The 24395-nt window shown below is 63.8% G+C and carries 18 protein-coding genes; 12 read left to right on the top strand and 6 right to left on the bottom strand.

The features are described 5' to 3' along the window. Positions 1-44 precede the first annotated feature (44 nt). The 8 genes from BJ122_RS19350 to BJ122_RS17415 all read left to right on the top strand — a co-directional run bounded on the left by BJ122_RS19350 (position 45) and on the right by BJ122_RS17415 (position 6815). Entirely contained in the window at positions 45-197 is a 153-nt protein-coding gene (locus BJ122_RS19350) for a hypothetical protein (protein WP_181418986.1), read from the top strand. Between the two features lie 162 nt (positions 198-359). Next, complete coding sequence (locus BJ122_RS17440; RefSeq protein ID WP_110782457.1) at positions 360-1013, top strand: Crp/Fnr family transcriptional regulator; 654 nt, start codon at positions 360-362, stop codon at positions 1011-1013. A 39-nt stretch (positions 1014-1052) separates the two neighbouring features. After that, positions 1053-2534, top strand: coding sequence for an undecaprenyl-phosphate glucose phosphotransferase (locus BJ122_RS17435; RefSeq protein ID WP_110782456.1), 1482 nt, complete (start codon positions 1053-1055; stop codon positions 2532-2534). A 252-nt stretch (positions 2535-2786) separates the two neighbouring features. After that, positions 2787-2930 (top strand): hypothetical protein, encoded by a 144-nt coding sequence (locus BJ122_RS19345; RefSeq protein WP_181418985.1) that lies wholly within the window; start codon positions 2787-2789, stop codon positions 2928-2930. Positions 2931-3185: 255 nt separating this feature from the next. Beyond that, positions 3186-3374, top strand: a complete 189-nt coding sequence (locus BJ122_RS17430; RefSeq protein ID WP_146031386.1) for a hypothetical protein — start codon at positions 3186-3188, stop codon at positions 3372-3374. A gap of 21 nt (positions 3375-3395) precedes the next feature. Further along, positions 3396-3971, top strand: a complete 576-nt coding sequence (locus BJ122_RS17425; RefSeq protein WP_110782455.1) for a dTDP-4-dehydrorhamnose 3,5-epimerase family protein — start codon at positions 3396-3398, stop codon at positions 3969-3971. A 225-nt stretch (positions 3972-4196) separates the two neighbouring features. Beyond that, positions 4197-5447 carry a class I SAM-dependent methyltransferase gene (locus BJ122_RS17420; RefSeq protein WP_110782473.1) on the top strand — a complete coding sequence of 417 codons (1251 nt, stop codon included), beginning with the start codon at positions 4197-4199 and terminating at the stop codon, positions 5445-5447. Positions 5448-5480: 33 nt separating this feature from the next. Next, positions 5481-6815, top strand: coding sequence for a DUF4910 domain-containing protein (locus BJ122_RS17415; RefSeq protein WP_210205471.1), 1335 nt, complete (start codon positions 5481-5483; stop codon positions 6813-6815). A 77-nt stretch (positions 6816-6892) separates the two neighbouring features. On the opposite strand, the gene BJ122_RS17410 is transcribed toward BJ122_RS17415, so the two are convergent. From BJ122_RS17410 to BJ122_RS17395, 4 genes are all read right to left on the bottom strand, one after another. Beyond that, the gene (locus tag BJ122_RS17410; RefSeq protein WP_110782454.1) at positions 6893-8965 is read right to left on the bottom strand and encodes an HlyD family type I secretion periplasmic adaptor subunit; all 2073 of its coding nucleotides are present in this window, start codon (positions 8963-8965) and stop codon (positions 6893-6895) included. A gap of 72 nt (positions 8966-9037) precedes the next feature. Beyond that, positions 9038-11170, bottom strand: coding sequence for a type I secretion system permease/ATPase (locus BJ122_RS17405; protein ID WP_283808466.1), 2133 nt, complete (start codon positions 11168-11170; stop codon positions 9038-9040). A 277-nt stretch (positions 11171-11447) separates the two neighbouring features. Further along, the gene (locus tag BJ122_RS17400; RefSeq protein WP_110782453.1) at positions 11448-12581 is read right to left on the bottom strand and encodes a radical SAM protein; all 1134 of its coding nucleotides are present in this window, start codon (positions 12579-12581) and stop codon (positions 11448-11450) included. Positions 12582-12605: 24 nt separating this feature from the next. Continuing rightward, positions 12606-13931 carry a glycosyltransferase family 4 protein gene (locus BJ122_RS17395; RefSeq protein ID WP_110782452.1) on the bottom strand — a complete coding sequence of 442 codons (1326 nt, stop codon included), beginning with the start codon at positions 13929-13931 and terminating at the stop codon, positions 12606-12608. A gap of 330 nt (positions 13932-14261) precedes the next feature. Between BJ122_RS17395 and BJ122_RS17390 the strand changes: the two genes are divergently transcribed. Both BJ122_RS17390 and BJ122_RS17385 read left to right on the top strand, forming a co-directional pair. After that, a complete protein-coding gene (locus BJ122_RS17390) occupies positions 14262-15482 on the top strand; it encodes a glycosyltransferase family 4 protein (protein WP_110782451.1) in 1221 nt (406 codons plus the stop codon). Positions 15483-15489: 7 nt separating this feature from the next. Further along, a complete protein-coding gene (locus BJ122_RS17385; protein ID WP_110782450.1) occupies positions 15490-16761 on the top strand; it encodes an O-antigen ligase family protein in 1272 nt (423 codons plus the stop codon). 51 nt (positions 16762-16812) lie between these two features. On the opposite strand, the gene BJ122_RS17380 is transcribed toward BJ122_RS17385, so the two are convergent. After that, the gene (locus BJ122_RS17380; RefSeq protein ID WP_181418984.1) at positions 16813-19380 is read right to left on the bottom strand and encodes a YncE family protein; all 2568 of its coding nucleotides are present in this window, start codon (positions 19378-19380) and stop codon (positions 16813-16815) included. Positions 19381-19391: 11 nt separating this feature from the next. Continuing rightward, positions 19392-20606 carry a hypothetical protein gene (locus BJ122_RS17375; protein WP_146227219.1) on the bottom strand — a complete coding sequence of 405 codons (1215 nt, stop codon included), beginning with the start codon at positions 20604-20606 and terminating at the stop codon, positions 19392-19394. 306 nt (positions 20607-20912) lie between these two features. Here BJ122_RS17375 and BJ122_RS17370 point away from each other — a divergent pair, with 306 nt between their 5' ends. Both BJ122_RS17370 and BJ122_RS17365 read left to right on the top strand, forming a co-directional pair. Beyond that, positions 20913-22235, top strand: coding sequence for an ABC1 kinase family protein (locus BJ122_RS17370; RefSeq protein WP_110782469.1), 1323 nt, complete (start codon positions 20913-20915; stop codon positions 22233-22235). Between the two features lie 340 nt (positions 22236-22575). Then, positions 22576-24395 (top strand): DUF1522 domain-containing protein (locus BJ122_RS17365; RefSeq protein ID WP_110782467.1); only part of this gene is annotated, 1820 nt, incomplete at its 3' end.

The following is a 24395-nucleotide window of genomic DNA, read 5'->3' as shown; positions in this document are numbered from 1 at the left end:
TGAGCGGCGATGTTCACGGCTTGTAAACGCTTGCTGATCACAGAATGGAGCAAGCTGTCGGCGAGTGCAAATCGCACGTACAACTGCGCGCCCCGGCAGCAACCTCGTTAGACCGTCACGCGGAGTTTTCGATCGCCGAAATGCCTGCGAATCGTGCCGTGATGAGCACATTCGGCGTGCTGATTGCCGCCAAGTGATGCGGAACCCGCCTTCTATCACGCTGACGACTAGTTTTCGCGCTACATGAACTAGGCCAACTGGCCTAAGAGGAACATGCAGGCGCTTAGATCATGCGCGCAGTTATGCAAATCAGGTGAGTGTGTCAGCGTGGGTGCAGTCGAAAGTTGAGGGCTGCGTTCATGTCAACGTTGATGGCTCCGTCGATCTCCACCTACCCGCGCCGGGTTGTTCCACCCATTAGCACCTGCAGTGAGGTCCGTTCCCCCCCAACCTCGCTGCTGCCCCGTGGCCGCGCCCTGTTCTGGGAAGGCGATCACCACGCCGACAAGATCTTGATCGTCGAAGGGGTGGTGCGTGCGGTCCGCTTGCTGGAGAATGGAAACCGGCAAATCCTGGCTTTTTATTGGCCGGGCGACGTGGTCAGGCCCACGCAGGCGTCCTGCCAACAATTCACCGCGGAGGCAGTGACCAACTGCCGCGTGGTGCGCTCGCCGGTCGCATCGATCTGCCAGTCTGGCGAACCTTGCGGTGCCCATCAGGTTCTGACCGACACGCTGTCGCTGGTGGTGACCATGAGCCAGAAGAACAGCGTCGCCCGGATCGCCGCGTTCCTGCTGCGCATCCGCCGCCATCTGCCGACCGATCCAAAGCGGCCGCATGCGCTGTTGATGATGATCCCGCGCGCCGATATTGCCGATCACGTCGGCACCTCGCTGGAAACCGTGTGCCGCACCTTGGCTGAGTTCAAGGCCAAGGGGCTGATCGATATGCCGAACCGCAAAACCATCACTTACCTCAATCTACCCGGCCTGATTCGCATCGCCGGGGATTAGCAGCGACGCCAACCGAACAACGTTCCGGAGGGGCCTGAGATGTCTCATGTTCGCAATGCCGGTTCTCAGCCTGGTGTCATGGGTCGACTGGCCGCTGAGCCGGTCACGGTTCCAGCATCGCTCAGCGTGCTGACGCCGCTGGTGGCGCTGTTCGATCTGGCATGGATCGCCATGCTCGGCGGCGGCGCCGGGCTGATCTATGAGCTGCTGGCGCAGGCAATCGGCGGCAGCTACAGCAGCGGCGGCGATCTCGAGCAGCAGATCGGCATCGGCCTCGCGGTGGCGTTGCTGTTCTCGGCGTTCGGCCACGCCAGCGGCCTGTACAAGACCGAAAATCTGGTGCGGCGCTATTGGCAGGTCACGCGCGCGACGCTGGTGTGGCTGTCGGTGTTCCTGTTCCTGGCGTTTCTCGCGTTTCTGCTCAAGGTCGGCGCGTCGTTCTCGCGCGGTCAAATCCTGGTGCTGTTCGTCAGCGGGTTGTTCGGCGTCGCCGCGACGCGGCTATTGATCGTGCACACTTGCAGCCGGGTGATCCGTTCCGGCGCGTTCCGGCCCAACCGGCTGGTGCTGGTCGGTCTCGCCGAGGAATTCGTCACCAATCCAGCGCTGCCGCGGCTTGCCGATTTCGGCCACAGCGTTGAGGCGAAATTCGCGCTGCCGCCCAGCAATAGCTCGGTTGATGATGAGGAACGCCGGCAACTGATCCGCGAAGTGATCCGCCGCACCCGCGAGATCGGCGCCGACGAGATCGTGCTGGCGATCCCGTGGACGAAGCCGGACATGATCCACGACATCGAACGCGCGCTGCGCGTGCTGCCGATTCCGATCAAGCTGGTGCCGGATAGTTCGATCTGCCGGGTGCTCGATCGTCCAGTGTGCGAACTTGGTCCCACCAAGGCCGTGCAATTGCAGCGCGCCCCGCTCAGCGCGGCGCAGCGCGCACTCAAGCAGGGCATCGACCGCGTGCTGGCGGCCTCCGGCATCGTCGCCCTGTTGCCACTGTTCGCGGTGATCGGCGCGGCGGTGCGGCTGGAATCGAGTGGACCAGCGTTGTTCCTGCAGCAGCGGGCCGGCTTCAACGGCCGGCCGTTCCGAATCTACAAGTTCCGCACCATGACCACGGCCGATGACGGCGCCGTGATCGTTCAAGCCACCCGCAATGACAAGCGCGTCACCAGCCTCGGCCAATTGCTGCGCAAGCTCAGCATCGATGAGATCCCGCAGCTGATCAATGTGCTGCGGGGCGAGATGTCGCTGGTCGGGCCGCGTCCGCACGCGCTGGCGCACGACACCGAATACGACCGGCTGATCGCCAGCTACGCGCAGCGCCATAAGATGAAGCCCGGCATCACCGGCTGGGCGCAGATCAATGGCTTCCGCGGCGAGACCCCCGAACTCGGCATGATGCAACGCCGGGTGGAGAGCGACCTGTGGTACATCGAATCCTGGTCGCTGTGGCTCGATATCAGGATTTTGCTCGCGACCGTGATCCACGTGATGAAATCCGATCGCGCTTACTAGCTCAACACATGGCATACTCCTGGTTCAATGGCGGTTCCAACAGCGAAACCGCCATTTCGTTTGGGCGGTCTAACCCGAGGGCGATGCAACGCCGGTTCCCGCAGCCGGTTCCGATCACATCGAATCACGTTCTGCTCACTTTCGATCCACACCCTCGCCTCAATCAATCGTTAACAGCTCGCTCCCGATACTGCTGACGTCGTCTCACCGCGATTCGCGTCAAAGCGGGTCACAGTTCTCAGGACGCCTGTCATGCTCTGGTATCATCACGTCTTCGTGCTGTGGGTGCTTGCTCATATGGCCTGGGCCGCATACGTGCTGGAGCGCGACTGGCGGCGCAGTCGCCAGCCCGAGCCGGCGCTGGCCCGTGACCAGCTCGACAAGGTCTATCCTTAAGCGCGATCGGCAGTTTGATAGGCTGATCAATCGGCTCTGCGGGTCGTCACCGCCACCCCGGTTTGCGGCATCGATTCGCCAAGCGAACCGCGACCTGCAGCGCTGATCCGCGTGCCCGCGGCTGAACAAGCCGCAACATCACCCAGCCGGAACTCAATCGATCGCCGCAGCGCTGCCGCTGTTATTGACGGTTATCAGGTTTCCATCTGGCACCACCGCTATCGTCCTGCATCATGGCAATGCATGGAGGGTCGCGTGTCGCAAACCGATCAACTCGATCAGCGCTTTGCGCCGACGGATGGCACGCTGGTCGCCTCCCCACCGCGCCCCACTCATCGGCTCTGGCCGGCCGCCGTGATCGCGCTCGCACTCGGCTCAACCGTGATCTGGATCTACTTCCTGTGCTGGTTGCTGATCCGCATGATCACCTCGCTCGTGCTTTGATCACGACGGCCGGGCCTCGCCATGATCGTCACCGAAACCGCGCTCGCTGGCGCTTACACGATCGATGTCGAACGTCACGAAGACGAGCGCGGCCATTTCGGCCGTGTGTTCTGCACTGATGAATTCGCCGCGCATGGGCTTCACTTCACCGTCGCCCAGGCCAGCCTCAGCTACAACCGGCGCAGCGGCACGCTGCGCGGCATGCATTTTCAGTTTCCGCCCGATGCGGAAACCAAATACGTGCGCTGCACCAGGGGCGCGATCTTTGACGTCATCATCGATCTGCGCCCCGAATCCCCGACCTATCTGCGCCATGTCAGCGCAATTCTCTCGGCGAACAACAGCCGCGGTCTCTATATTCCCAAGCGGTTCGCACACGGCTTTCTGACGCTGGTCGATGATACTGAAGTGTCCTACCTGATCGGCGAGGCTTACGCGCCCAATGCTTCTGGCGGCCTCAACTACGCTGATCCGCTGCTCGCAATTGCCTGGCCCTTGCCGATTACCGTGATTTCCGAGCGCGACCGCAACTGGGCACCGATCGCAGTCGATGGCGATGATCGGCTTGCCCGGATGGATCTGCTGGCATCGGCCTAGCTGTCGGCACACTCCTTTCAGCCCGCACGTCACGACCATTCGCTGCCGTCGCAATACTTGTCCTACCACTTGCGGCAACATCGCGTTCGACTTGACGGCCGTCAACTAATCTCGGTGCGGTCCACCTAACCTCAACTCAACCTGAAACAACGAGCATCACAACACAGATAGGAGCACCCGATGTTGAGCAACGACACCGCCATTCACACGCTTGACGTCGGAACGATGCCGCCGATCACGCATGCTCATGGCGGCTGCCGTTTCTGCGGCACACCGCTCGAACACGTGTTTGTCGATCTCGGCCAGTCGCCGCTCGCCAATACCTATCTCAAGCCCGATCAGGTCAACCAGGACGAGCGGTTCTTTCCGCTGCGGGTCTATGTGTGCGAGAAGTGCCTGCTGGTGCAGCTCGAGGAATGGGAAAGCCCAGACGCGATTTTCAGCGACTACGCCTATTTCTCGTCCTATAGCGAGTCCTGGCTACGCCATGCCGAGGCCTATGTCGCCTCGGTGGCCGCGCGCTTTGAACTGAACGCACGCAGCCGCGTGGTCGAGATCGCCAGCAATGACGGTTACCTCCTGCAGTATTTCGTGGATCGCGACATCCCGGTGCTTGGCATCGAACCGGCGCAGAACGTCGCAGCAGTAGCGCGCGCCAAGGGCATCCCGACCCGCGTGGAATTCTTCGGCGAGGCCAATGCCCGCAAGCTGCGCCGCGAAGGGATGCGCGCCGATCTTCTGATCGGCAACAACGTGCTGGCGCACGTGCCCAACCTCAATGATTTCGTCAGCGGCCTGCGCGTGCTGCTCGCCGACCACGGCATCATCACCATGGAGTTTCCGCATCTGATGCGGCTCTATGCCGAGTGCCAGCTCGACACCATCTATCATGAGCATTTCTCATATTTTTCGCTGCTGACCGTCGAGCGAATTTTCGCCGCGCATGGCCTGACGATCTTCGATGTCGAGGAACTGAGCACCCATGGTGGCTCATTGCGCATCTATGCCCAGCACACCAATCGCGGCCGCCAGCCGATATCAGCGCGCGTGGAATCGTTGCGCAACCGCGAGATCGACGCCGGTTTCGATACGCTCAGCGGTTATCTCGCCTTCGATCAGCGCGCGCAGCGCACCAAGCAGACCTTGCTGGACTTCCTGCACGCCGCCAAGCGCGCCGGCAAGACCGTGGTCGGCTATGGCGCACCGGCCAAGGGCAACACGCTGCTGAATTTCTGCGGCATCGGCACCGATCTGATCGCCTACACGGTGGACCGCAACCCGCATAAGCAAGGCCGGCTGCTGCCGGGCACGCATATTCCGATCTACGAACCGGAGCGGATCGGCGTCACCAAGCCGGATTACATCCTGATCCTGCCGTGGAATCTGAAAAACGAGATCATGGCGCAGCTCGCTTTCGCGCGCGACTGGGGCTGTCAATTCGCGATCCCGATTCCGGAGACCCATCTCGTTCCGTGACGGGTTCACTGCGTTTCACAGCGAGGACTGCCCATGCACGGCACCACACGCGGCAAAGCCGGCACCAGCGCGGCGCCGGCCGCTGATCTCTCAGCCGACCATGGCGAGGCCATGCATCGGCTGGTCACCGAGCTTTATCCGCTGTGCCGCAGTATCACCGGCGATGGTGTCCGGCAGACATTGGCTGCACTGCTCGCCTACATTCCGCTCAATGTCTGCGAAGTGCCATCCGGCATGGAGGTGTTCGACTGGACGGTGCCGCAGGAATGGAACATCCGCGACGCCTATATCAAGAACGGCGCTGGCGAACGGGTGGTCGATTTCCGCGCCCATAATCTGCATGTGGTCGGCTATAGCACGCCGATCAACGCGCGCATGACGCTGGCCGAACTGCGGCCGCATCTGTTCTCCGATCCCGCCCATCCGGATTGGATTCCGTATCGCACCTCCTATTACAAGGAGACCTGGGGCTTCTGTCTGTCGCATCGCCAGCTGGAAGCGCTGCCCGAGGACGACTATCAGGTGGTGATCGATTCCAGCCTGGAGCCCGGGCACCTGACTTATGGCGAACTGGTGCTGCGCGGCAGCAGCACCGATGAAGTGCTGATCTCATGCCACGTCTGCCATCCCTCGCTCGCCAATGACAATCTCTCGGGCATCGCGGTCGCGACCGCGCTGGCGCAGCAGCTGGCAGCGCGCGAGCTGCGCTATACTTACCGGCTGCTGTTCATTCCCGGCACAATCGGCGCCATCACCTGGGCGGCGCTGCGCCAGGCGCATCTTGGCAAGATCAAGCACGGCTTTGTGCTGACCTGTGTCGGCGATGGCGGCCACCCCACCTATAAGGTCAGCCGCCGCGGCAATGCCGAGATCGATCAGGCCTGGCGCTATGTGCTGCAGCAGAGCGGCGCCGCCTTCGAGATCTTGCCATTCTCGCCGTTTGGCTATGACGAGCGGCAATTCTGTTCGCCGGGCCTCAACCTGCCGGTCGGCTGCTTGATGCGCACGCCGCATGGCAAATTCCCGGAATATCACACCTCGGCCGACAACCCGTCCTTTGTGCGCCCCGAAGGGCTGCACGACACGCTGCAACTGGCGCTGACCACAATCGACGTCATTGAAAACAATCGCCGCTATCGGAACCAGAAGCCGATGTGCGAACCACGGCTCGGCAAATACGGGCTGTACAGCTCGATCGGCGGCCAATCGGCCAGCGACTATCAGATGGCGCTGCTGTGGCTGCTCAATATGTCCGACGGCGACCACACGGTACTTGATATTGCCGAGCGCGCGGCGCTGCCCTGGGACCTGATCAAACAGGCCACCCAAGCCTTGCTCGCGGCCGAGCTGCTAAAAGCGGCGGACTGAACGCTCGACAATCGGCATGCAGCGGTGCCCCTCGCCGCTGCATGCCGCTCTCTTTTGGCATCACCGCCTGTTCGGCATCACCGTTCACGCAGCGCGTCGTGGTGATAGCGCACCAGCGGCGACAGCAGATAGCTGATGATCCGGCGGGTGCCGCTCTTGATCTCCACCGTCACCGCCATGCCGGCTGTCAGCCGCACGCGCTTGTTGTCGATCTCCATCTCGGTGCGATCGAGCGACACGCGCGCGGCATAGACCAGCTCCTGCCCGGCCGGCTCGCTGCCCGCGGAATCGCTACCGATCATACCGGGCGAGGACCGTTCGGGCGCCTTGTTGCGGGTGATCGCGTCGTGCGAAATGTTCAGCACCTTGCCCTGCAGCGTGCCATAGCGGGTGAAGTTGAACGTATCGATCTTGATCGCGGCATCCTGGCCGACTTCGACAAAGCCGATGTCCCGGTTTGGAATGATGGCTTCGATCTCCAGCGCCGTTTCGCTGGGCACCACCACCATCAACGCCTGCGCCGGCGTCACCACGCCGCCGATGGTGTGCACCGCCAGCTGCTGCACCTTGCCGTCGATCGGCGCGGTCAGCTTCTGCAGCCGGGTGCGTTGATCGGCCTTGATCACGTCCTGTTCCAAGGTCGAGACCTTCTGCTCGGCCTTGGCCAGCTCCTCGAACATCGCGCGCTCATATTCGGCGACCGCTTTGGCGGCGTTCTCATTGAGCATCGAGATGGCGGCATTGGCCTCGGTCAGTCGGCTTTGCTGCACCAAGACTTCCTGCTGCTGCGCCACCAGATCCTGCAACTCGGTGAGGTAGGTGAGCTTGGAGCCGAGCTCCTTCTGATAGAGCTGCTCGCGAATCGCGACGCGCTGCTCGAGCGGCGCCAAGGTCGCTTTCAGCTTGTCGATCGAGGCGATCGAGGTCGCCCGTTCGGCTTCCTTCTGCTTGAGCTGCTGATCGATCGAGGCCAGCTTGGCCTTCTGCTCGGCAGTCTGGCTGATCAGGAAGCGGCGATGCATGGCGATCGCGGTCGGTGACGCGCCGGGCGGCGGCTCGAATGCCGCGACCGGATCGGGCTTGCCGGACAACGCCGCCTTCAGGCGCGCCACGTCGAGCCGCGCGCCCATCAATTCGCTTTTCAGCCGTTCGAGATCGGCATCGCTCATGGTGGTGTCGAGTTCCACCAGCGTATCGCCGCTGCGCACGATCTGGCCGTCGCGCACATGGATGGCCCGCACCACGCCGGTCTCGAATGGCTGAATGGTTTTGGTGCGGCCGCCCGGAATCACCTTGCCGGGCGCAATCGCGACAATATCGACCGTGCCGATCGACGCCCATAACAGCGCCACGCTGAACACCGCGGCAATGCTGATCGCAACAGCACGGCCGACTGGCGACGGCGGCGTTTCGACAATCTCCAGCGCCGCTGGCAGGAACGCGATCTCGGCCGGCAGCCGCCGGCTCTGATCGCTGCGCAGCGCCAGCACTTTGTCGCGCAGCTGCTTGGCGTGGCTGGCAATCGCCACCGCCGGGGTGGTGGGCGGCGCGGCGATCGGCAGTGTCGTACTGCCTGGGCCGATATTTGGCGGAGTTTTCGGCGTGGGCTGGCCTCGCCGCTGCCACCGCGCCTTGATGCTGTCGGCGAAGGCCGCCACGCTTGGCAGCTCGACGGCGCGCAGCCGCGCCATAAGCTGCTGCGCCGCGGCGCTGATCCGCTCGCGCCATTGATCAAGCGCACGCGGCTGCTCGGCAGGTGCGTCGGCTTCTTGGCCGATCACCACCAGCCGGCCATCCCAGGCCTGCTCGAATTCGGCGCGACTCATCACCGACGGTTTTGGCGAGTCTGGCCGCAGCACCAGCGCGGAGTCGCCGGCGATCCGCCCCACAATCAGGAATTGGCCGCCGCGCAGCGCGGCGATGCCCGGCAGCGTCTGCTGCGCCAGCGCGTCCCAACCGATCTTCAGGCACACGGCACTGGCGCCCGCGTGACGCGCTGCTTGCAGCATCTCGGGAATGCCGACCGCGCGACCGCGCAGCGCGGCGCGCATGTCGTCGAGGCGCAGATCCGCGCCCTGCAGCCGCAACAGGATTTCCAGGACGAACAATCCAGGATCGGGCTTGAACTGATGGTGCAACGGAATGGTCATTGTTGGCTCTGCATCGATTGACGACAGACGCGCAGGCCCACGGCCCGCGCCGGTTCTCACGCAGCGTTGGCGCTAGGCGCCGGCTTGCAGTCGATGGAGCTTGGCATAGCGTCCCCCTGCTCTGATCAGGTCCTGATGCGAACCGTCTTCGGTGATACGGCCGGCTTCGATGGTGATGACACGGTCCGCCATGCGCAGCGTCGAGAGCCGGTGGGCGATGATCATCACGGTGCGGCCGCGGCAGATCTGCTCCATATTGTCATGGACGATCCGCTCGCTTTCGTAGTCGAGCGCGCTGGTGGCCTCGTCAAAGATCAAAATGCGCGGATCGGTCATCAGCGCGCGCGCGATCGCGACCCGCTGCCGCTGGCCACCCGACAGGCTGGCGCCGCGTTCGCCGACCATGGTGTCGTAGCCTTCGGGCAGCGACAGGATGAACTCATGCGCGCCGGCAAGTTTGGCGGCGCGAATGATGCGCTCGGCCGGCACCGCGGGGTCCGACAGCGCGATGTTGTCGCGCACCGAGCAGTTGAACAGCACGCTGTCTTGCAGCACCACGCCGATCTGGCGGCGCAGTTGCGCGGGATCGGCCTGGGCGAGGTCAACGCCATCGACCAGCACGCGGCCGCGCTCTGGCAGATAGAGCCGCTGCACCAATTTCGCGAGCGTGCTTTTGCCCGAGCCCGACATGCCGACGATGCCGATCACCTGGCCCGCAGGAATGTCGAGTGAAATGTCATGCAGGATTTCCGGACCGTCGATCCGATAGCGGAAACTGACCCGATCGAAGCTGATGTCGCCGCGCACCGTGGTCAGCGCGGTCTTGCTCGATTGATAAGCGGGTTCAGGACTGGAATTGAGAATATCGCCGAGCCGGTCGATCGACAGCCGCGCCTGATGGAAATCCTGCCAGATTTGCGCGAGCCGCAGCACGGGCGAACTGACTCGGCCCGCGAGCAGATTGAACGCCACCAATTCGCCAACGGTGAGATCGCCGCTCATCACCAGCTTGGCGCCGAAATACAGCACCGCCGCCGTCACCAGCTTGCTGATGAACTGCACCGACTGGCTGGCGACATTGCCAAGACTGGTGACGCGGAAGCTGGCCGCGACATAGCCAGCGAGCTGCTCCTCCCAGCGCCGCTGCATCAGGGGCTCGATCGCCATCGCCTTCACGGTCTCGATGCCGGACACGCTTTCCACCAGGAATGCCTGATTGTCGGCGCCGCGCCGGAATTTCTCGTCGAGCCGCTGCTGGAACAGCGGCGTCGCCGCGGCCGAAATGGCGATGTAGATCGGAAATGAGGCCAGCACGATCCAGGTGAGTAGCGGCGAATAGAAGAACAGCACCGCAATGAAAATGAAGGTGAAGGCGAGATCGATCACCAGCGTCAGCGACGAACTGGTGAGAAAATTGCGGATGTTCTCCAGCTCCCGCACCCGCGCCACCGAGTCGCCGACCCGGCGCGCCTGGAAATAGCCGATCGGCAGCGCCAGCAAATGGCGATACAGCCGCGCACCAAGCTCGACGTCGATCCGGTTGGTGGTGTGCGAGAACAGATAGGTGCGCAGCACGCCGAGCACGGTTTCGAACAGCGCGATCGCCACCAGCCCGACCGCGAGCACGTCGAGCGTGCTCATGCTCCGGTGCACCAGCACCTTGTCCACCACCACCTGGAAGAACAGCGGGGAGATCAGCGCAAAGATCTGCAGAAAGAACGAGGCCACCAGCACTTCGCCGAGCAGCCACCTGTATTTGTGGATCGCGCTGACAAACCAGGTGAGATCGAACCGCTTGGCGAGATCAGACAGCGCCGCGCGCCGCGCCATCAGCACCAGCCGGCCGTCCCACACCGCTTCAAAACTGGCCTTATCCATCTCGGCCGGATGCGATTGCCCGGGCTCGAGCACGATCACCTTGTCGCCATCGGCCTTGCCGACCAGCAGATAGCTGCCGTCGCGGCGCGTGGCCAGCGCCGGCAGCGGCATGCGCGCCAGCCGCAGCCAATTGGTCGAGATCAGCTTGGCTTTCAGGCCGAGCCGTTTGGCGCAGCGCACCATCTCGGCAAGCCCGATGGTGGTGCCGGCGAATTGATGCCGGACCTGTTCGGGATCGACCGCCAAGCCCTGAAATCGCAGCATCATCACCAGTGCAATCAAGCCATGGTCGGGTGCCGCGCAGAGTGGTTCACTGTGCTCTTGCAACGTTCTTTTTCTCGTTTGCTGGGCAGTGTTCGCCTGGCGTCATCGAACGATCCCCCAAATAACTGCGACGTCGCGCAGCGCGAGATCGACCGCGCCGCACGTTACTGATTACGACGCGTAGGACGATTGAACACTCAAGGCTGATGCGGCGGCATGCTGCAAGTGCTTTTCGCCAAAACGAGGGCAGCGCTCGCGCCGTGCTATGCGACGATCGACTAGGTGATACTAAGTTCCGTCCAGTAGCGAGGCAGCCTTGCTGACGGTGCGCGGCGCATCATCAGTTGTTCACGAACGTCTTCAGCGGATAATGCTCATCGACCGAGACCCGGCCCTTCACCAAATGCGCCTTTTCGCCGGTTCCAAGATAGGATGCGCGCTTCACCAGCGGCGAATGCCGAACGTCGCCGTAGTTGATGTAGCTATTGAAGCAGACGCTCTTGCCCATTGACACCTTGAGCTTATTCTTCAGCACCCACAGCATCGGTTCGAGCTTGGGCATCTGCGGAACCAGATTGGAACGCATCGCGGTGCGCGCGGTGGTCACCATCCAGCAATTCTGGTCACAGCGCGCGACCTTGCCGCGGGTATGCTCGGCCTGATCGCTATTCATGATCTCGTCCCACGACTGCCGTGCCAGGTTCCCCATCGGCAGATCGGAGCGCACATTGCAGGCCCACACATCGGACCACGGATCGATAAAGGCGAAATCGCGGCCGGCGCTGCACGGAATCAGCCGGTCATGGCCGAGAATTTTCTCGATCAGGCCGAGATTGAGATAGGCGCGGAACCAGTTCTTCGGCTTGTTGCTGCGCAACATCGCCTCGATCAGTCCCTCGACCTTATGGGCCACGGCGCGACGATCGTAAAAGTAGTTGTCGTTCTTGTAGAACTGCCAGGCGTTGTGCAGCGTCGAGGTTGCCAGTTCAAAACCCTCACGCCGAGCGAATTCATAGACATCGACCAGCTGGTCGACATTCTCGTCCTGGATCACCATGGCGAAGCCGAGATCGGTGCCGCCCGCCTCGCGCAGCATGCGCAGCCCCGCGACCTTGGTGGCGTAGCCATCCTTCTCGCCGCGGATCGAGTCGCTGGTCTGCTGGTCGCCTTCCAGCGAGAACCGCACCTTGATGTTGGGATACTTCTTGATGATCGGCAGCAGCCGTTCCGGATGCAGGCCGTTCGAGGAAATCTCCATCACCCGCGCTTTGGGATGGAGCAGGTCGGCGATCTCGTGCAGATCCTTGCGCAAGGTCGGCTCGCCGCCCGAGACGTTGAGATTGTCGAAGCCGTCAGGCAGTTTCGACAGCGTCTCCAGCGAGACTTCCTCTTTCGGTTCGGTCGGATTCTTCCAGATGTAGCACATCTGGCAGCGTGAGTTGCAGCGGAAGGTCGAGATGACGGTCAGGTCCATAGGGTGCTCACTCGGTTCTGCTGGCTAAATCAGGCTGTCGTACAATGAGAGCAGCGCGGCGCCGTGCTGGCTAAGCGCATGTTCTGTTTCCACGACACGGCGGGCATTGCGGCCAAGTTGCGCACGCAGCGCCGGGTCGTTCATCAGCGTGCGGATGCTGTGCGCGAATTGCGCGATCTCTTTGGGCTCGACCAGCAAGCCAGTCTCGCCGTCGCGCACCAGTTCCGGGATGCCGCCGATCCGCGACGCCACCACCGGCTTGCCATGCGCCATCGCTTCCAGGATCGAGAGCGGACTGTTCTCATGCCATTCTGACGGCACCACCACCACCGAAGCGCGCGACAGCACGCGCTCAAGATCAGCGCCGGTCAGATGACCCGCGAACTCTGCCTTCGGAAACCGGCCGCGCAATTCCGCGGCGAGCGGTCCGGTGCCGGCAACCACCAGCCGCCAATCACCGTAATCCGAAGCGTGCGCGCGCAGCAGCGTCTTGATGCCCTTCTCCGGCGTCAGACGGCCGAGATAGAGCACGTAATTGTCATCGTCCTGCGCCGGCGTGATCTGCGAGGCATCGATCGCGTTGCGGATATAGGTGACCTTATCGTCGCCAAAGCGCCGCGAGATGGCGTCCCGCATAAAGCGGCTCGGCGCGATGAATTTGGCAACATGGTGATAGCTGCCGGCCAGCGCGTGATAACGCGCCTCCGCCCACAGCAGCGCGCTGCGCGCCAGCGATCCATCGGCGCAGCGGTTGCGCAGCACGGCCTCGAAGCCGCCATCGGCGCATTGCGTGCACACCTGGCCGTGCGACAGCTGGGTATAGACCGGGCACACCGGCTTATAATCATGCAGCGTCAGCACCACCGGCACATGGTGGCGCGCCGCGACATTGATGATCGACGGCGTGAGCTGATGATAGATGTTGTGGCAATGCAGAATATCGGGGCGCTGTTCTTCGATGATGCGCGAGACTTGCGCGATCGCCTCGCGCGAGCGGATCAGCGCCAGCGCCGCTTTCACCTGATCAAGCCCGGACGCGCTGCGATAGTCTTTGGATGACACGAAGTAGCGCGCAAAGTCCGATGGCCGGTTGCGCGAGTCCTGCATCGCGATCTCGATCACATCGAGACCGGCCTGACGCATCAGTTCCATTTCCTGGAACATCACCGCTTCCGAACCACCGTTCAGGAAAAAGAACTTGTTGGCGACCAGCACCTTTGGCCGGCGGCCGCGCGCGGTGCGCGCCGACCGCGCCTGTTGCTCGGTCTCGCGTGGTGATGTTGCAAGCGCCGCCTGTTCGCGCAGCAGCGGCGGATCGCCGGCAGTGGTGGGGATCGACAGCTCGCTCATCGCAGCGCCCGCGTGGTGCTGACAGTGGCGGAGATCGGCCGATTGCTACGAAGACATCGCGTCAGTCGCATCCACCCTCTCCTGTCGCCTTGAACACGGTTTTGAACCGCCGATGACGAAAGCCTATCGGCCGACTGCACCGCGATATTGACGGTCGTCAACTTGCGCGAGGGTGGTTGGCTCATCGTCGCGGCAACGCCGCTGCCTTGCCTGCAGCGGTCACGGCTCGCCGCAACGACGGTGATTGAGGAAGCCGAGCAACCGATCGAAACGCCGCCGCGACCGTGATCAACAAGGGCGATGGGCGGCCGCGGATGTGGAGTAAGCGCTATGAGTCGCAATGAGGTGTTCATCTTCGGCTTCCGCGGCTTCCCCGAAGTCCAGGGCGGCATTGAAACCCACGTCCAGCATCTGGCGCCGCGGCTGGTGGCCCGCGGCCACCGCGTCACCGCCTGCACGCGCTCGCCCTATGTGCCCGCTGATACCAAACATTGGCGCGGCGTGCGGCTGCTGCGGCTATGGACCATCCGCAACGCCTATTTCGAGACGCTGCTGCACTCCCTGATCTGCGCGGTCGCGGCCGGCGTGCGCCGCCCGGCCTTGGTGCATGTGCACGGCATCGGCCCGGCGCTCGTGACGCCGCTGCTGCGCTTGATGGGACTGCGCGTCGTCGTCACCCATCACGGCGAGGATTATGATCGCGAGAAGTGGGGGCTCGCGGCGCGCACCGTGCTGCGCGCCGGCGAATTGCTGGGCATGCGCTTTGCCAATAAGCGCATCGCCATCAGCCGCAGCATCGAGCGGCTGATCGCGTCCAAATACGGCAAGCCGTGCGACGTCATACCCAATGGCGTGCAGTTTTCCTATCCGCCCATGGAGAGCGGGCAGATCGAAGAACTCGGCCTGGAGCCAGGCCGCTATCTGCTGACGGTCGGTCGCCTCGTGCCAGAGAAGCGCCAGCTCGACGTGCTGCGCGCCTTCGTCGCGGCCCGCCTGCCCGGCTGGAAGCTCGCGATCGTCGGCCGCATCGATCATCAGAACGCCTATGCCGATCAGCTCGCCACTGAAGCCGCTCAGGCTGACAATGTCGTGATGACCGGATTCCAGACCGGCGAGACGCTGCGCCAGCTTTATGCCCATGCCGGGCTGTTCGTGCTGCCATCGTCGCATGAAGGACTGCCGATCGTGCTGCTGGAAGCGCTCAGCTACGGCCTGCCGGTGCTGGTCAGCGACATCCCGTCCAATCTCGAAGTGATCAGCGATCGGCGCCGCACCTTCAAAATGGGCGACGTTGCGGAATTGACCGCCAAGATCACCGCGCTGACCGCCGAGCCCGAGCCGCCGCTCGAGCGCCACGCCGTCGGCCGCGACAACATCCGCGATTATGATTGGAGCCATATCGCCGAACTGACGGTCGCCGCCTATGCCGACACGCTGGCGCCGCAACGCGCCCAGCGCCAGCAGAAGGCAGCGCTGCGCTCAGCACCGGCACGGCTGGCGACCATCACCGCCAGCCCATCTGCATCACATCGATTGAACGCCGGCGAATGATGGCTTCATGAGCGCCCTGCACCCCAGCGACGCCATCGCCAGCGTGCCACCGGCCGCTCGCATCAATGCGACCGCACTGTATTTCCCGGTTCTGACGATCAGTCTCGTCATTCTGAACGTGTTCACGTTCCTGTATCACTACACGGGCTCGACGCTGTTCAACGTGATCAGCAATTTCGTCGGCATCTCGCTGCTGGCGTTCTCGCTCTATGTGATCGTGCAGCACGGCGAGGCGGCGCGCACCGCCAAGACTTTTCTGGTGGCGGCGAGCGTATTGATCACGCTCAGCGTGCTGTTCAATTTCGCGGTCGCGTCCACCACCGACGCCATCAAATATCTGGCGATCTATATCCTCTATGCCGCTGGCCGCTCGTGCGGCGGCGTGATCCGCTCGGTCGAGGTGCGCTGCCTCTATCTGCTGGCGGCGTTGCCGCTGGCGTTCCTGGCGGTCGGCACCAGCAAGCCATTCGCGATCGAGAGCTTCGCCAGCGAAGTGTTCGCCTATTTCCCCAATGCCAATACCGGCGTGCTGTATTTTTCGGCGTTGCTGTTCGCCGCCGCGCAGCGCTATGGCGACAAGGTGATCCTGGTGCAGCTGGTCAATGCGCTGCTGATGAACCGCATGGGCGCGGTCGCCGCCACGGTGGTCGCAGTCATCACCTGGATCATGTTCCCGCTGCGGTTAAAATCACTGCTGGTACTCGTGCTGCTGGCGGTCGGCGGCGCGGCCGCTTATTCGTTCGGCGCGTTCAATCGGGTGATCACCACCATCGAAAATCTCAGCTATGTCGGCAGCATCGACCCGCGATCGGTGGCGACCATGTCCTATGGCCAATTGGTGCGGCTCACGGGCTCGACCGATCTGTCGTCATTCTTCCGGTTGATCCATTGGACCAACATCTGGGATCTGTACGCCAACAACGGCGTGCTGACGCTGCTGTTCGGCTATGGCGCCGGTCAGACCGCACTGCTCACCTATTCGGCGCTGGTGCCGCATAATGACTATCTGCGGATTCTGGCCGAATACGGCATCTTCAATCTGATCGTGTTCGTGCTGTTCCTGCTGCATGTGCGCAGCGAGCTGACCTCCGGCGCCACCAAGGTGCTGTTCCTGGTGCTGTGCATCTATTTCTTCTCGGAGAACCTGCTCGATAATTTCACCTCGATGGCGCTGTATTTCGCCTATGCCGGCCGGGTAGCGGCGGTGGCGCAGCAATCCCAGGGCGACCCAAGCCCCCGCCGCTTCGTGCCGCGCCCCGTGGTCGACAATCTGCGCTGACAACTTGAGCGCGGCGGCACCGCCGCCTCGCCATCCGCACCAAGCCTGGTTTCAACGCCGATCCAGGCCGCCGCGCATATTGGGTCCCGGCCCGATCGCGCCGCCGCCACCACGGAACGGCGGGGGCCCGAACCGGCCGCCGCGGCCGATCGGGAAACAGCGTTGTCCATAGGGCCCCGGCGCAAAGCCCGGCGGACAGGCGATCGGCCGCATCACGCCGGGCGTCACCACACCGGGCGGCGGCCGGCGCGGCACGCACACGCCTTGCGCATTGCGCCGCTCGCCGGGCAGACATTTCGCCGGCTTGCGCGGCACCACCGGGATCACCGTCGAGGGCGGCGATCGCGGCGTGGCGACACAAGCGCCGCTGGCGTCGCGGCGCTCGCCGCGTCCGCACGGCGCTGGCGGCGAAGATTGGGTCGGGCATTGCGAGCGATCATTGGGATCGAGCGCGACCGGACAGCATTCGCCGCTGGTGGTGAGATTGGCGGCGGCGCAGCAGCTGCCTTTGGCGGTCGGCACGAAGCCCGAGGCGCAGCACAATGAGAGTTTCGGCAGCCACTTCCAGGGCTGGCAGCTGCCATTGGCGCTCGGCGTCTGGCCGGTCGGACAGCACTGGCCTTTGCTGCTGAGCTGGCTCTGCAGACAGCATTTGCCGCCGCTCTTGACGTAGCCCGGCGCGCAGCAGTCGAGGCAAATCGGCAGTTTCGGCTTTTTGAGGTCACATGTGCCGTTGACCACGGTGCCGGCGCAGCACAGAAGCTGACCATTGCCGCCGGCATAGATCTGGCTGTTCTCGCAGCACTCATTGTTGGGGCCGATCGGCGTCTGGGTGGTGCCGCACATCGGCTTGCCGATGTTGGTCGATGGCTGCTTGCAGGCGCCGCCGGGGCGCAGGTCTTTGGGCGAGCAGCATTGGCCATTGATCAGCACGTCTTGCGGCGCGCAGCCCGACGAGCAGGCGCCGGTTGCCGGATTCCACACCTGATTGACCGGGCATGCCGGGCCGCCCGGCGCGCACACATGGCTGCGACAGGTCCACAGGCCCGGCACCAGCACGCCGCGCTCTGGTTCGCCGCCGAACAGCATCATGGCGCGCCGCGGCTGACACTGCCGCAGGATCGCGATATCGCCGAGATGGCCGCGCGCGGCCGGGTTCGGCGGCGCATCGGCATAGTCGATGAAGTAACTGGCGCGCGGCGGTTCGTTGTTGCGGCGGATGTGCCAGATCGGCATGCCCTGCAAGCCGTTGATCGCGGCGGCGTCGCTGCGGGCCAGTTCCGCGGCAAGCGCCGGATCGCTGGCGGCGCGCAGTTGCTCGCCGCTGGTCCAGACAAAACCGCCGCATGAGTCGCGATTGAGGTCGCCGCGCGCATCATAGCGATAGCCGATCGCGACGCCGCCATTGTCATTGCGGAAATCGCCGGCGAAGCCGACCGCGTATTCATCCGGCTGCAATTGCCAGATCGGCTGTTTATTCTCGGTGACGCCGATGGTGGTGTAGCGCAGTAGCCGGCCGATCGCGGGCACGGCCAGCGCCTGATAATCCTGCGCGCCGGTCGGGGCGGCGCGCTCGGCCAAATACATGCGGCCGCTGTCATCAAAATCAATCTTGGCGATTTCGGTCGGCCCGGCGGCCGGCGGTGCCGCCAATTCGATGCGGGCATCGGCCGCAAAGGCGCCATCACCCGACAGCCCCACCGACCAGGCCCGCAGCCCATCGGCGACCGCGTAGTACAGCCGGCGATCGCGAACCGCGAGCCCGAACACCCGCCGCTCTGGCGGCGCAAAACCCCAGCTCGCCGGACTGGCGCTGTCAAAGTCGGCACTGGTGATATCCATCGCCGGCACCGGCGATGGCGGCACCGGCTCAAGCCCAACGGCTTTTAGCCCGGCGACGCCGTGATCATAGACGCCGCGCGGCGAGCCATCCGGGGCAAAACGATGGATCAGCCCGCTTTCGCGATCAGCGACATAGAGCGATTGCGAGCCTGGATCGTAAGCGAGCCCACCGAGCGCCGCGCCGGCATTGCCCTTGCCGTCAACCGCCACCGTCGCAAACAGGCTGACCAGCCCGGTAACGCCATCGACCTTCCAGATCGACCCCGGCCCGCCGCCCGCCCCCCACTGCCCCGGCATGAACGCCGCGTCCTTGCCACCGCGTTGCACACGCTGCGGCTGGCCATCCGGCCCCGGCGCGACGAGCGACAGCCCGTAAGCGGAGCTGGCCGCGACATAGATATTGGCCGGTGCGCGATCGTCGAGCGCCACGCCGAACACCTGGCCGATCAGCGCCGCGCTGACCGTGAACGGCTTTGGCGCGCCGACCACTTGGCCCTGCGCTGGCCCGCCCATGCGCGTCAGATCGATGACACGCAGCGCCGGGCCATTAGGATCGATGAAGCTGACCGAAGCCGGGTCCTGGCCGGGCGCGATCTCGAATGGCCGCACCGCGCCAGAAAATCCAGTGACCGCGGCATCGCCGGGCGCATAGATGCCGCGCGGCGTCTGCGCGATCGCCGCGCCGCCGAGCCACAGCATCGCGATCAGCAGCGCGGCGAGATGTCGGAGCGCGCCGCCCGTGGCGTGAGAGACTAGCGATCGGCCGTGCTTGCTCATCTGCATCGGCCTCATTTCGGCGGTTTCGGGCGCGGCTCGCAGGAGCCGGTCTTGACGTTCGGCACGGTGTCCGGCGGGCAGCACTCGCCGCAATTCGTCATCTGCGCCGGATTGCAGCAACTGCCGTCAAACCCCATGCCTTGCTTGGCATCGGCGCACGGCGTCACGCACGTCGCGTCCTTGTCTCCGCCAAGCCGGCTCTGCCCGGCAGGACAGGCCGGCGCCGGGCACATGCCGAATGGCGCAAAGCCAAAATTGGCGACCTGATTGGTGTCGTCGCACAGGCATTCCGACAAGCCATCCGGCTTGGTGACGCCAGGATGGGTGCCCTTCGGGCAATCGCAGGCAAATACATATTTAGAATCGCCCGAACCGGGGTTCGGGATCATCTGCCAATGCGGCACCATCGGTTTTGGGCACACACAATAGAGCGTGCCGGAATGGCAGGCATTGGCGCCAGGATCGGTCGTCACCAGCGTGCCGTCAGCGGTCTCGACCACGATCACCGCATAGCGGCCATACGTATCTTTGAAGGCGCCATTCTTCGACGGGCTGACGATCGAGCCGGGACCGCCGATATTGGCGCATTGCGGATGGCTGTGCCATTCCAGATAGGTGTAGCTTTCGCAGGTGCGGCCGTCCTTGACCGGGATGTTGGTCGCCGCACACACTGCGCGCGTCGGCGGCGGCCGCGTGCAACTGTCGCAGGATTGCATGTGCAGCTTTTCCTGCAGCCAGCACAGCCCCTCTTCGATGCAGGAGCCGACCCCGGACGCCAGCCCGACCGTGCTCTGCTCGCTCTTACAGGAGCATTTCACGACGTCGGCGGCGGCGCCGAGCGCGGCCAGCTGATCAGACAGATCGCCGAGCACTTCTTTGGCGATCGCATTGCCGAAGATGGTGTTGAGCTTGGAGACGATCTGGTCAGCGTTGCCCTGCGCCTCATTGCAGAACTGATTGACCAGCGCTTGGCCCTTGCCGGTGTCGGAGCCTTGCAGCGCGACGCCGGTCAGCGCCGCGGTCAGCGCCAGCGCGGCGGCGCGGGTGGCGGCATTGGCATAGACCGACTTGCAGTCATAGGCGGCATAGGCGGTATCGACCCAGGAATTGACCAAGTCCTCGGCGCTGCATCCGGCCTTCGCCGGTGATGAAGCCAGCGCCCATAGCATCAGCGCGGCGATCAGAGCCGCAAGCTGAGTCCACCAGCCATCTGCACGAGTCCTCATCGGCGCCCCTCGGCTGCCTGGCCCACGCAAAACTGTCGGCGATCACTTGGCTTTCTTGGATGAGAAGGCTGAGCTGATCCGCGGCCCCCTTCATTGAGGCGCGTCAATTTGTCCTACAGGCGTGTTCGCCCGTGCCAGCGATCGCGCAAGCGAGCGCTGAACCGCTTGCAGGCCATTCGACGTATCCTTGTACGGGTGACATCGTCACAGACGGCGCGGTGCGCAGGCTGCATCAATGCCGCAGCTGGGATGGCGCATGACCGCAATCGCCGCGGCATCGCCCTGCCGAGCGTAAAGGAGTTTTCCATGTCATATCCGAAGATCGAGCGAAAAGCCCTGGCCGTGCCGAGTTCGCGCCTGTCGCGACTGAGCAAACTCGGCGGGCTGGCGTCCTCGATCGCCGGCAATGTCGCAGCCGAAGCAGCGCGGCAATTGGCGCGCGGCCAGCGGCCACGGCTCGACGAGCTATTGCTGACGCCCGCCAACGCCCAGAAGATGGCCGACAAACTGGCGCGGATGCGCGGCGCCGCGATGAAAGTCGGGCAATTGATCTCAATGGATGCCGGCGACATGCTGCCGCCGGAACTCGCGCAAATTCTCGCCAGCCTGCGCGCCGACGCCCATCACATGCCGATGCTGCAACTGCGCCGCGTGCTGTCCGAAGCCTGGGGCGCCGATTGGCAACGCCGCTTTCAGAAATTCGAAATCCGGCCGATTGCCGCCGCCTCGATTGGCCAGGTGCACCGCGCCCACACCATTGATGGCCGCCTGGTCGCGATCAAGGTGCAGTATCCCGGCGTTCGCCGCAGCATCGATTCCGACGTCGACAATGTCGCGGCGCTGCTGCGCATGGCCGGGCTGGTGCCCAAGGGCATCGACATCGCGCCGATGCTGGCCGAGGCCAAGCGCCAGTTGCACGAGGAAGCCGACTATGAACGCGAGGGCCGCTGTTTGTCGCGGTTCGGCGCGCTGCTCGCCGATCGTCCCGAGTTCCTGGTGCCGGAGCTGCACACCGACCTGACCACGCCGAACGTGCTGGCGATGAGCTATCTCGAAGGCGAGGCAGTCGACAGTTTGGAGACCGCGTCGCAGGCCGAGCGCGACCGGGTGATGACGCTGCTGATCGGGCTCTTGTTCCGCGAGCTGTTCGAATTCAAGCTGATGCAGACCGATCCAAATTTCGCCAATTATCGCTACGCACCTTCGACCCAGCAGGTGATCCTGCTCGATTTCGGCGCCACCCGCGCGTTCCCGGATCATTTCGCTGATCTCTATCGCGATCTGCTGCGCGCCGGCCTCGCTGGCGATGGCGACGGCGTTCGCGCGGTCGCCCATCGCATCGGCTTCATGGCACCCGACATGCCGGCCGCACTCGAACGATCAATGCTCGACATGCTCGAGATGTCGCTGCAGCCGCTGCGCCACAACGCGCCGTTTGACTTCGGCGCCAGCGATCTGGCGATGCGGATTCGCGATACCGGCATGGCGATGGCGGAAGACCGCGACCATTTCCGGATTCCGCCGATGGACACGCTATTCATGCAGCGCAAATTCGGCGGCATCTACATGCTCGCCACCAAGCTGCGCGCCCGCGTCAATCTGCGTGCCTTGATCGAGCCGCATCTGTAAGCGCGCCACCAGCGGCGTCACCAACGCCGTTGGTCACTGCGCACCACTCACCAAGCATCACAAGCCCCGTGTCGCCGATCCAGGATCGGCCGCGGGGCTTTTCTTTTGGTGAGCCACTGCCCGCAGCAGCGCGACGCGGCGATGTGAACGCGCGCACCACAACCAAACAACACCGCGACGCCGCCACCCGACACCCGACACCCGACACCCGAATGGGTGAAACGAGTACCCGAAATGATGGATGCCGCTTCAGCGATCATTTGCGGCCGGAGCATGACGATGGCACGCCGACCGAAACGATCGGCGTAACGCGACAAGTAATGCCCAGAAAGGCCATGTCATGTCAGGTATCGTTCTCTCCAACGCTGTCCGCCAAAATCTTTCGTCTCTGCAGGCCACCGCGGACTTGCTCGCCACCACCCAAAGCCGGCTCTCGACCGGCAAGAAGGTGAACACGGCGCTCGATAACCCCACGAACTTCTTCACGGCCGCTTCGCTCGACTCGCGCGCCAGTGACATCAACAATCTGCTGGATGGCATCGGCAATGGCATTCAGATCATCCAGTCCGCCAACACCGGCATCAGCTCGCTGACCAAGCTGGTGGACAGCGCCAAGTCGATCGCCAACCAGGCGCTGCAGTCGGTCGCCGGCTACACCAGCAAGTCCAGCGTCTCGACCACCATCGCCGGCGCCACCGCGGACGATTTGCGCGGTACCTCGACCTACACCAACGGCCTGGCGCAGGGCATCGGCGTGCAGGACGGTCAGGCGAGCCCCGGCGTCGTCACCGGCAACACCCTGCTCGGTGGCGTCGCGAAAACCGGCACGGGCAACAATGTCCAAGTGGCCGGCGCTGACATAGAAAAGACCACCCTGCTTAGCAAGCTGACCAATAAGCCGGTGGCTGGCGACAAGCTGACGGTGAATGGTCACACCATCACCTTCGCCAGCGGCGCCGCGCCGGACAAGGCAACGCTGCCGGCAGGCCAGGGTGCCAACAGCCAGCTGGTCACCGACGGCAAAGGCAATTCAACCGTTTATCTGGACACAGGCACGGTTGAGGACGTGATGAACGCGATCGACATCGCGAGTGGCGTCCAGCAGGTGACGATCAGCGGCGGCGGTGCGACACTCAAAAGCGAAACAGGCACCCCTGCGGGCATTGCCTCGGGCATAATCACACTGTCGACCTCGACCGGTTCGGATCTGACGATCTCGGGCAACAACTCCCTGCTGTCGGCGTTCGGCTTGAGCTCCGAAACCACCGGCACGGGCACCTTTAAGGTCGAACGCACCGCCAACACCGCTGTTGGCGCCGGCGTCAGCCGCGCCAACATGATCCAGGATGGGGCGACCCTGACCGTCAACGGCAAGACCATCACCTTCAAGGATGCCGCGATCCCCAAGGCTGCCGACTACGGCTCCGGCATCGTCACCGGCAAGAACGTCATCACCGACGGCAACGGCAACTCGACCGTGTTCCTGCAGGGCGGCAAGATCGATGACGTGCTCACCGCCATCGATATCGCCAGCGGCGCCCAGACCGCGCCGGTCAGCAACGGTGCTGCGACCCTCTCCGTGACGGCGGGCAGTGAAGCCTCCAAGGTGCTGAGCGGCGGTCAGCTGCAGCTCAGCTCCGGTCTTGCTGGTGACCTGAACATCACCGGCACCGGCAATGCGCTGCAGGCGCTCGGCCTCGCCGGCAACCAGGGTACGGCGACCAGCTTCTCGGTGGCGCGTACCGCGACTGCCGGCGGCATCACCGGCAAGACGCTGTCGTTCGAAGCCTTCAATGGCGGCAGCGCGGTCAACGTGACCATCGGTGACGGCACCAACGGCACCGTGAAGTCGCTCGCCGACCTGAACTCGAAGCTGGCGGCCAACAACATGACCGCTTCGATCGACACCACCGGCAAGCTGACCATCTCGGCGTCGAACGACTACGCCTCCTCGACCATCGGTTCGGTGGAGTCAGGCGGCAAGATCGGCGGCACTGCGGCGGCGATGTTCTCGACCGCCACCGCTCCGGTGGCCGACGTCAATGCCCAGACCACCCGCGCCAATCTGGTCACGCAGTACAACAACATCATCGAGCAGATCAAAACCACGGCTCAGGATGCGTCGTTCAACGGCGTCAACCTGCTCGGTGGTGACACGCT

The sequence above is a fragment of the Rhodopseudomonas faecalis genome, assembly GCF_003217325.1.
GTDB lineage: Bacteria > Pseudomonadota > Alphaproteobacteria > Rhizobiales > Xanthobacteraceae > Rhodopseudomonas > Rhodopseudomonas faecalis.
Note: the sequence above shows the minus strand (reverse complement) of the source record. Positions and strands in the feature narration are given on the sequence as shown.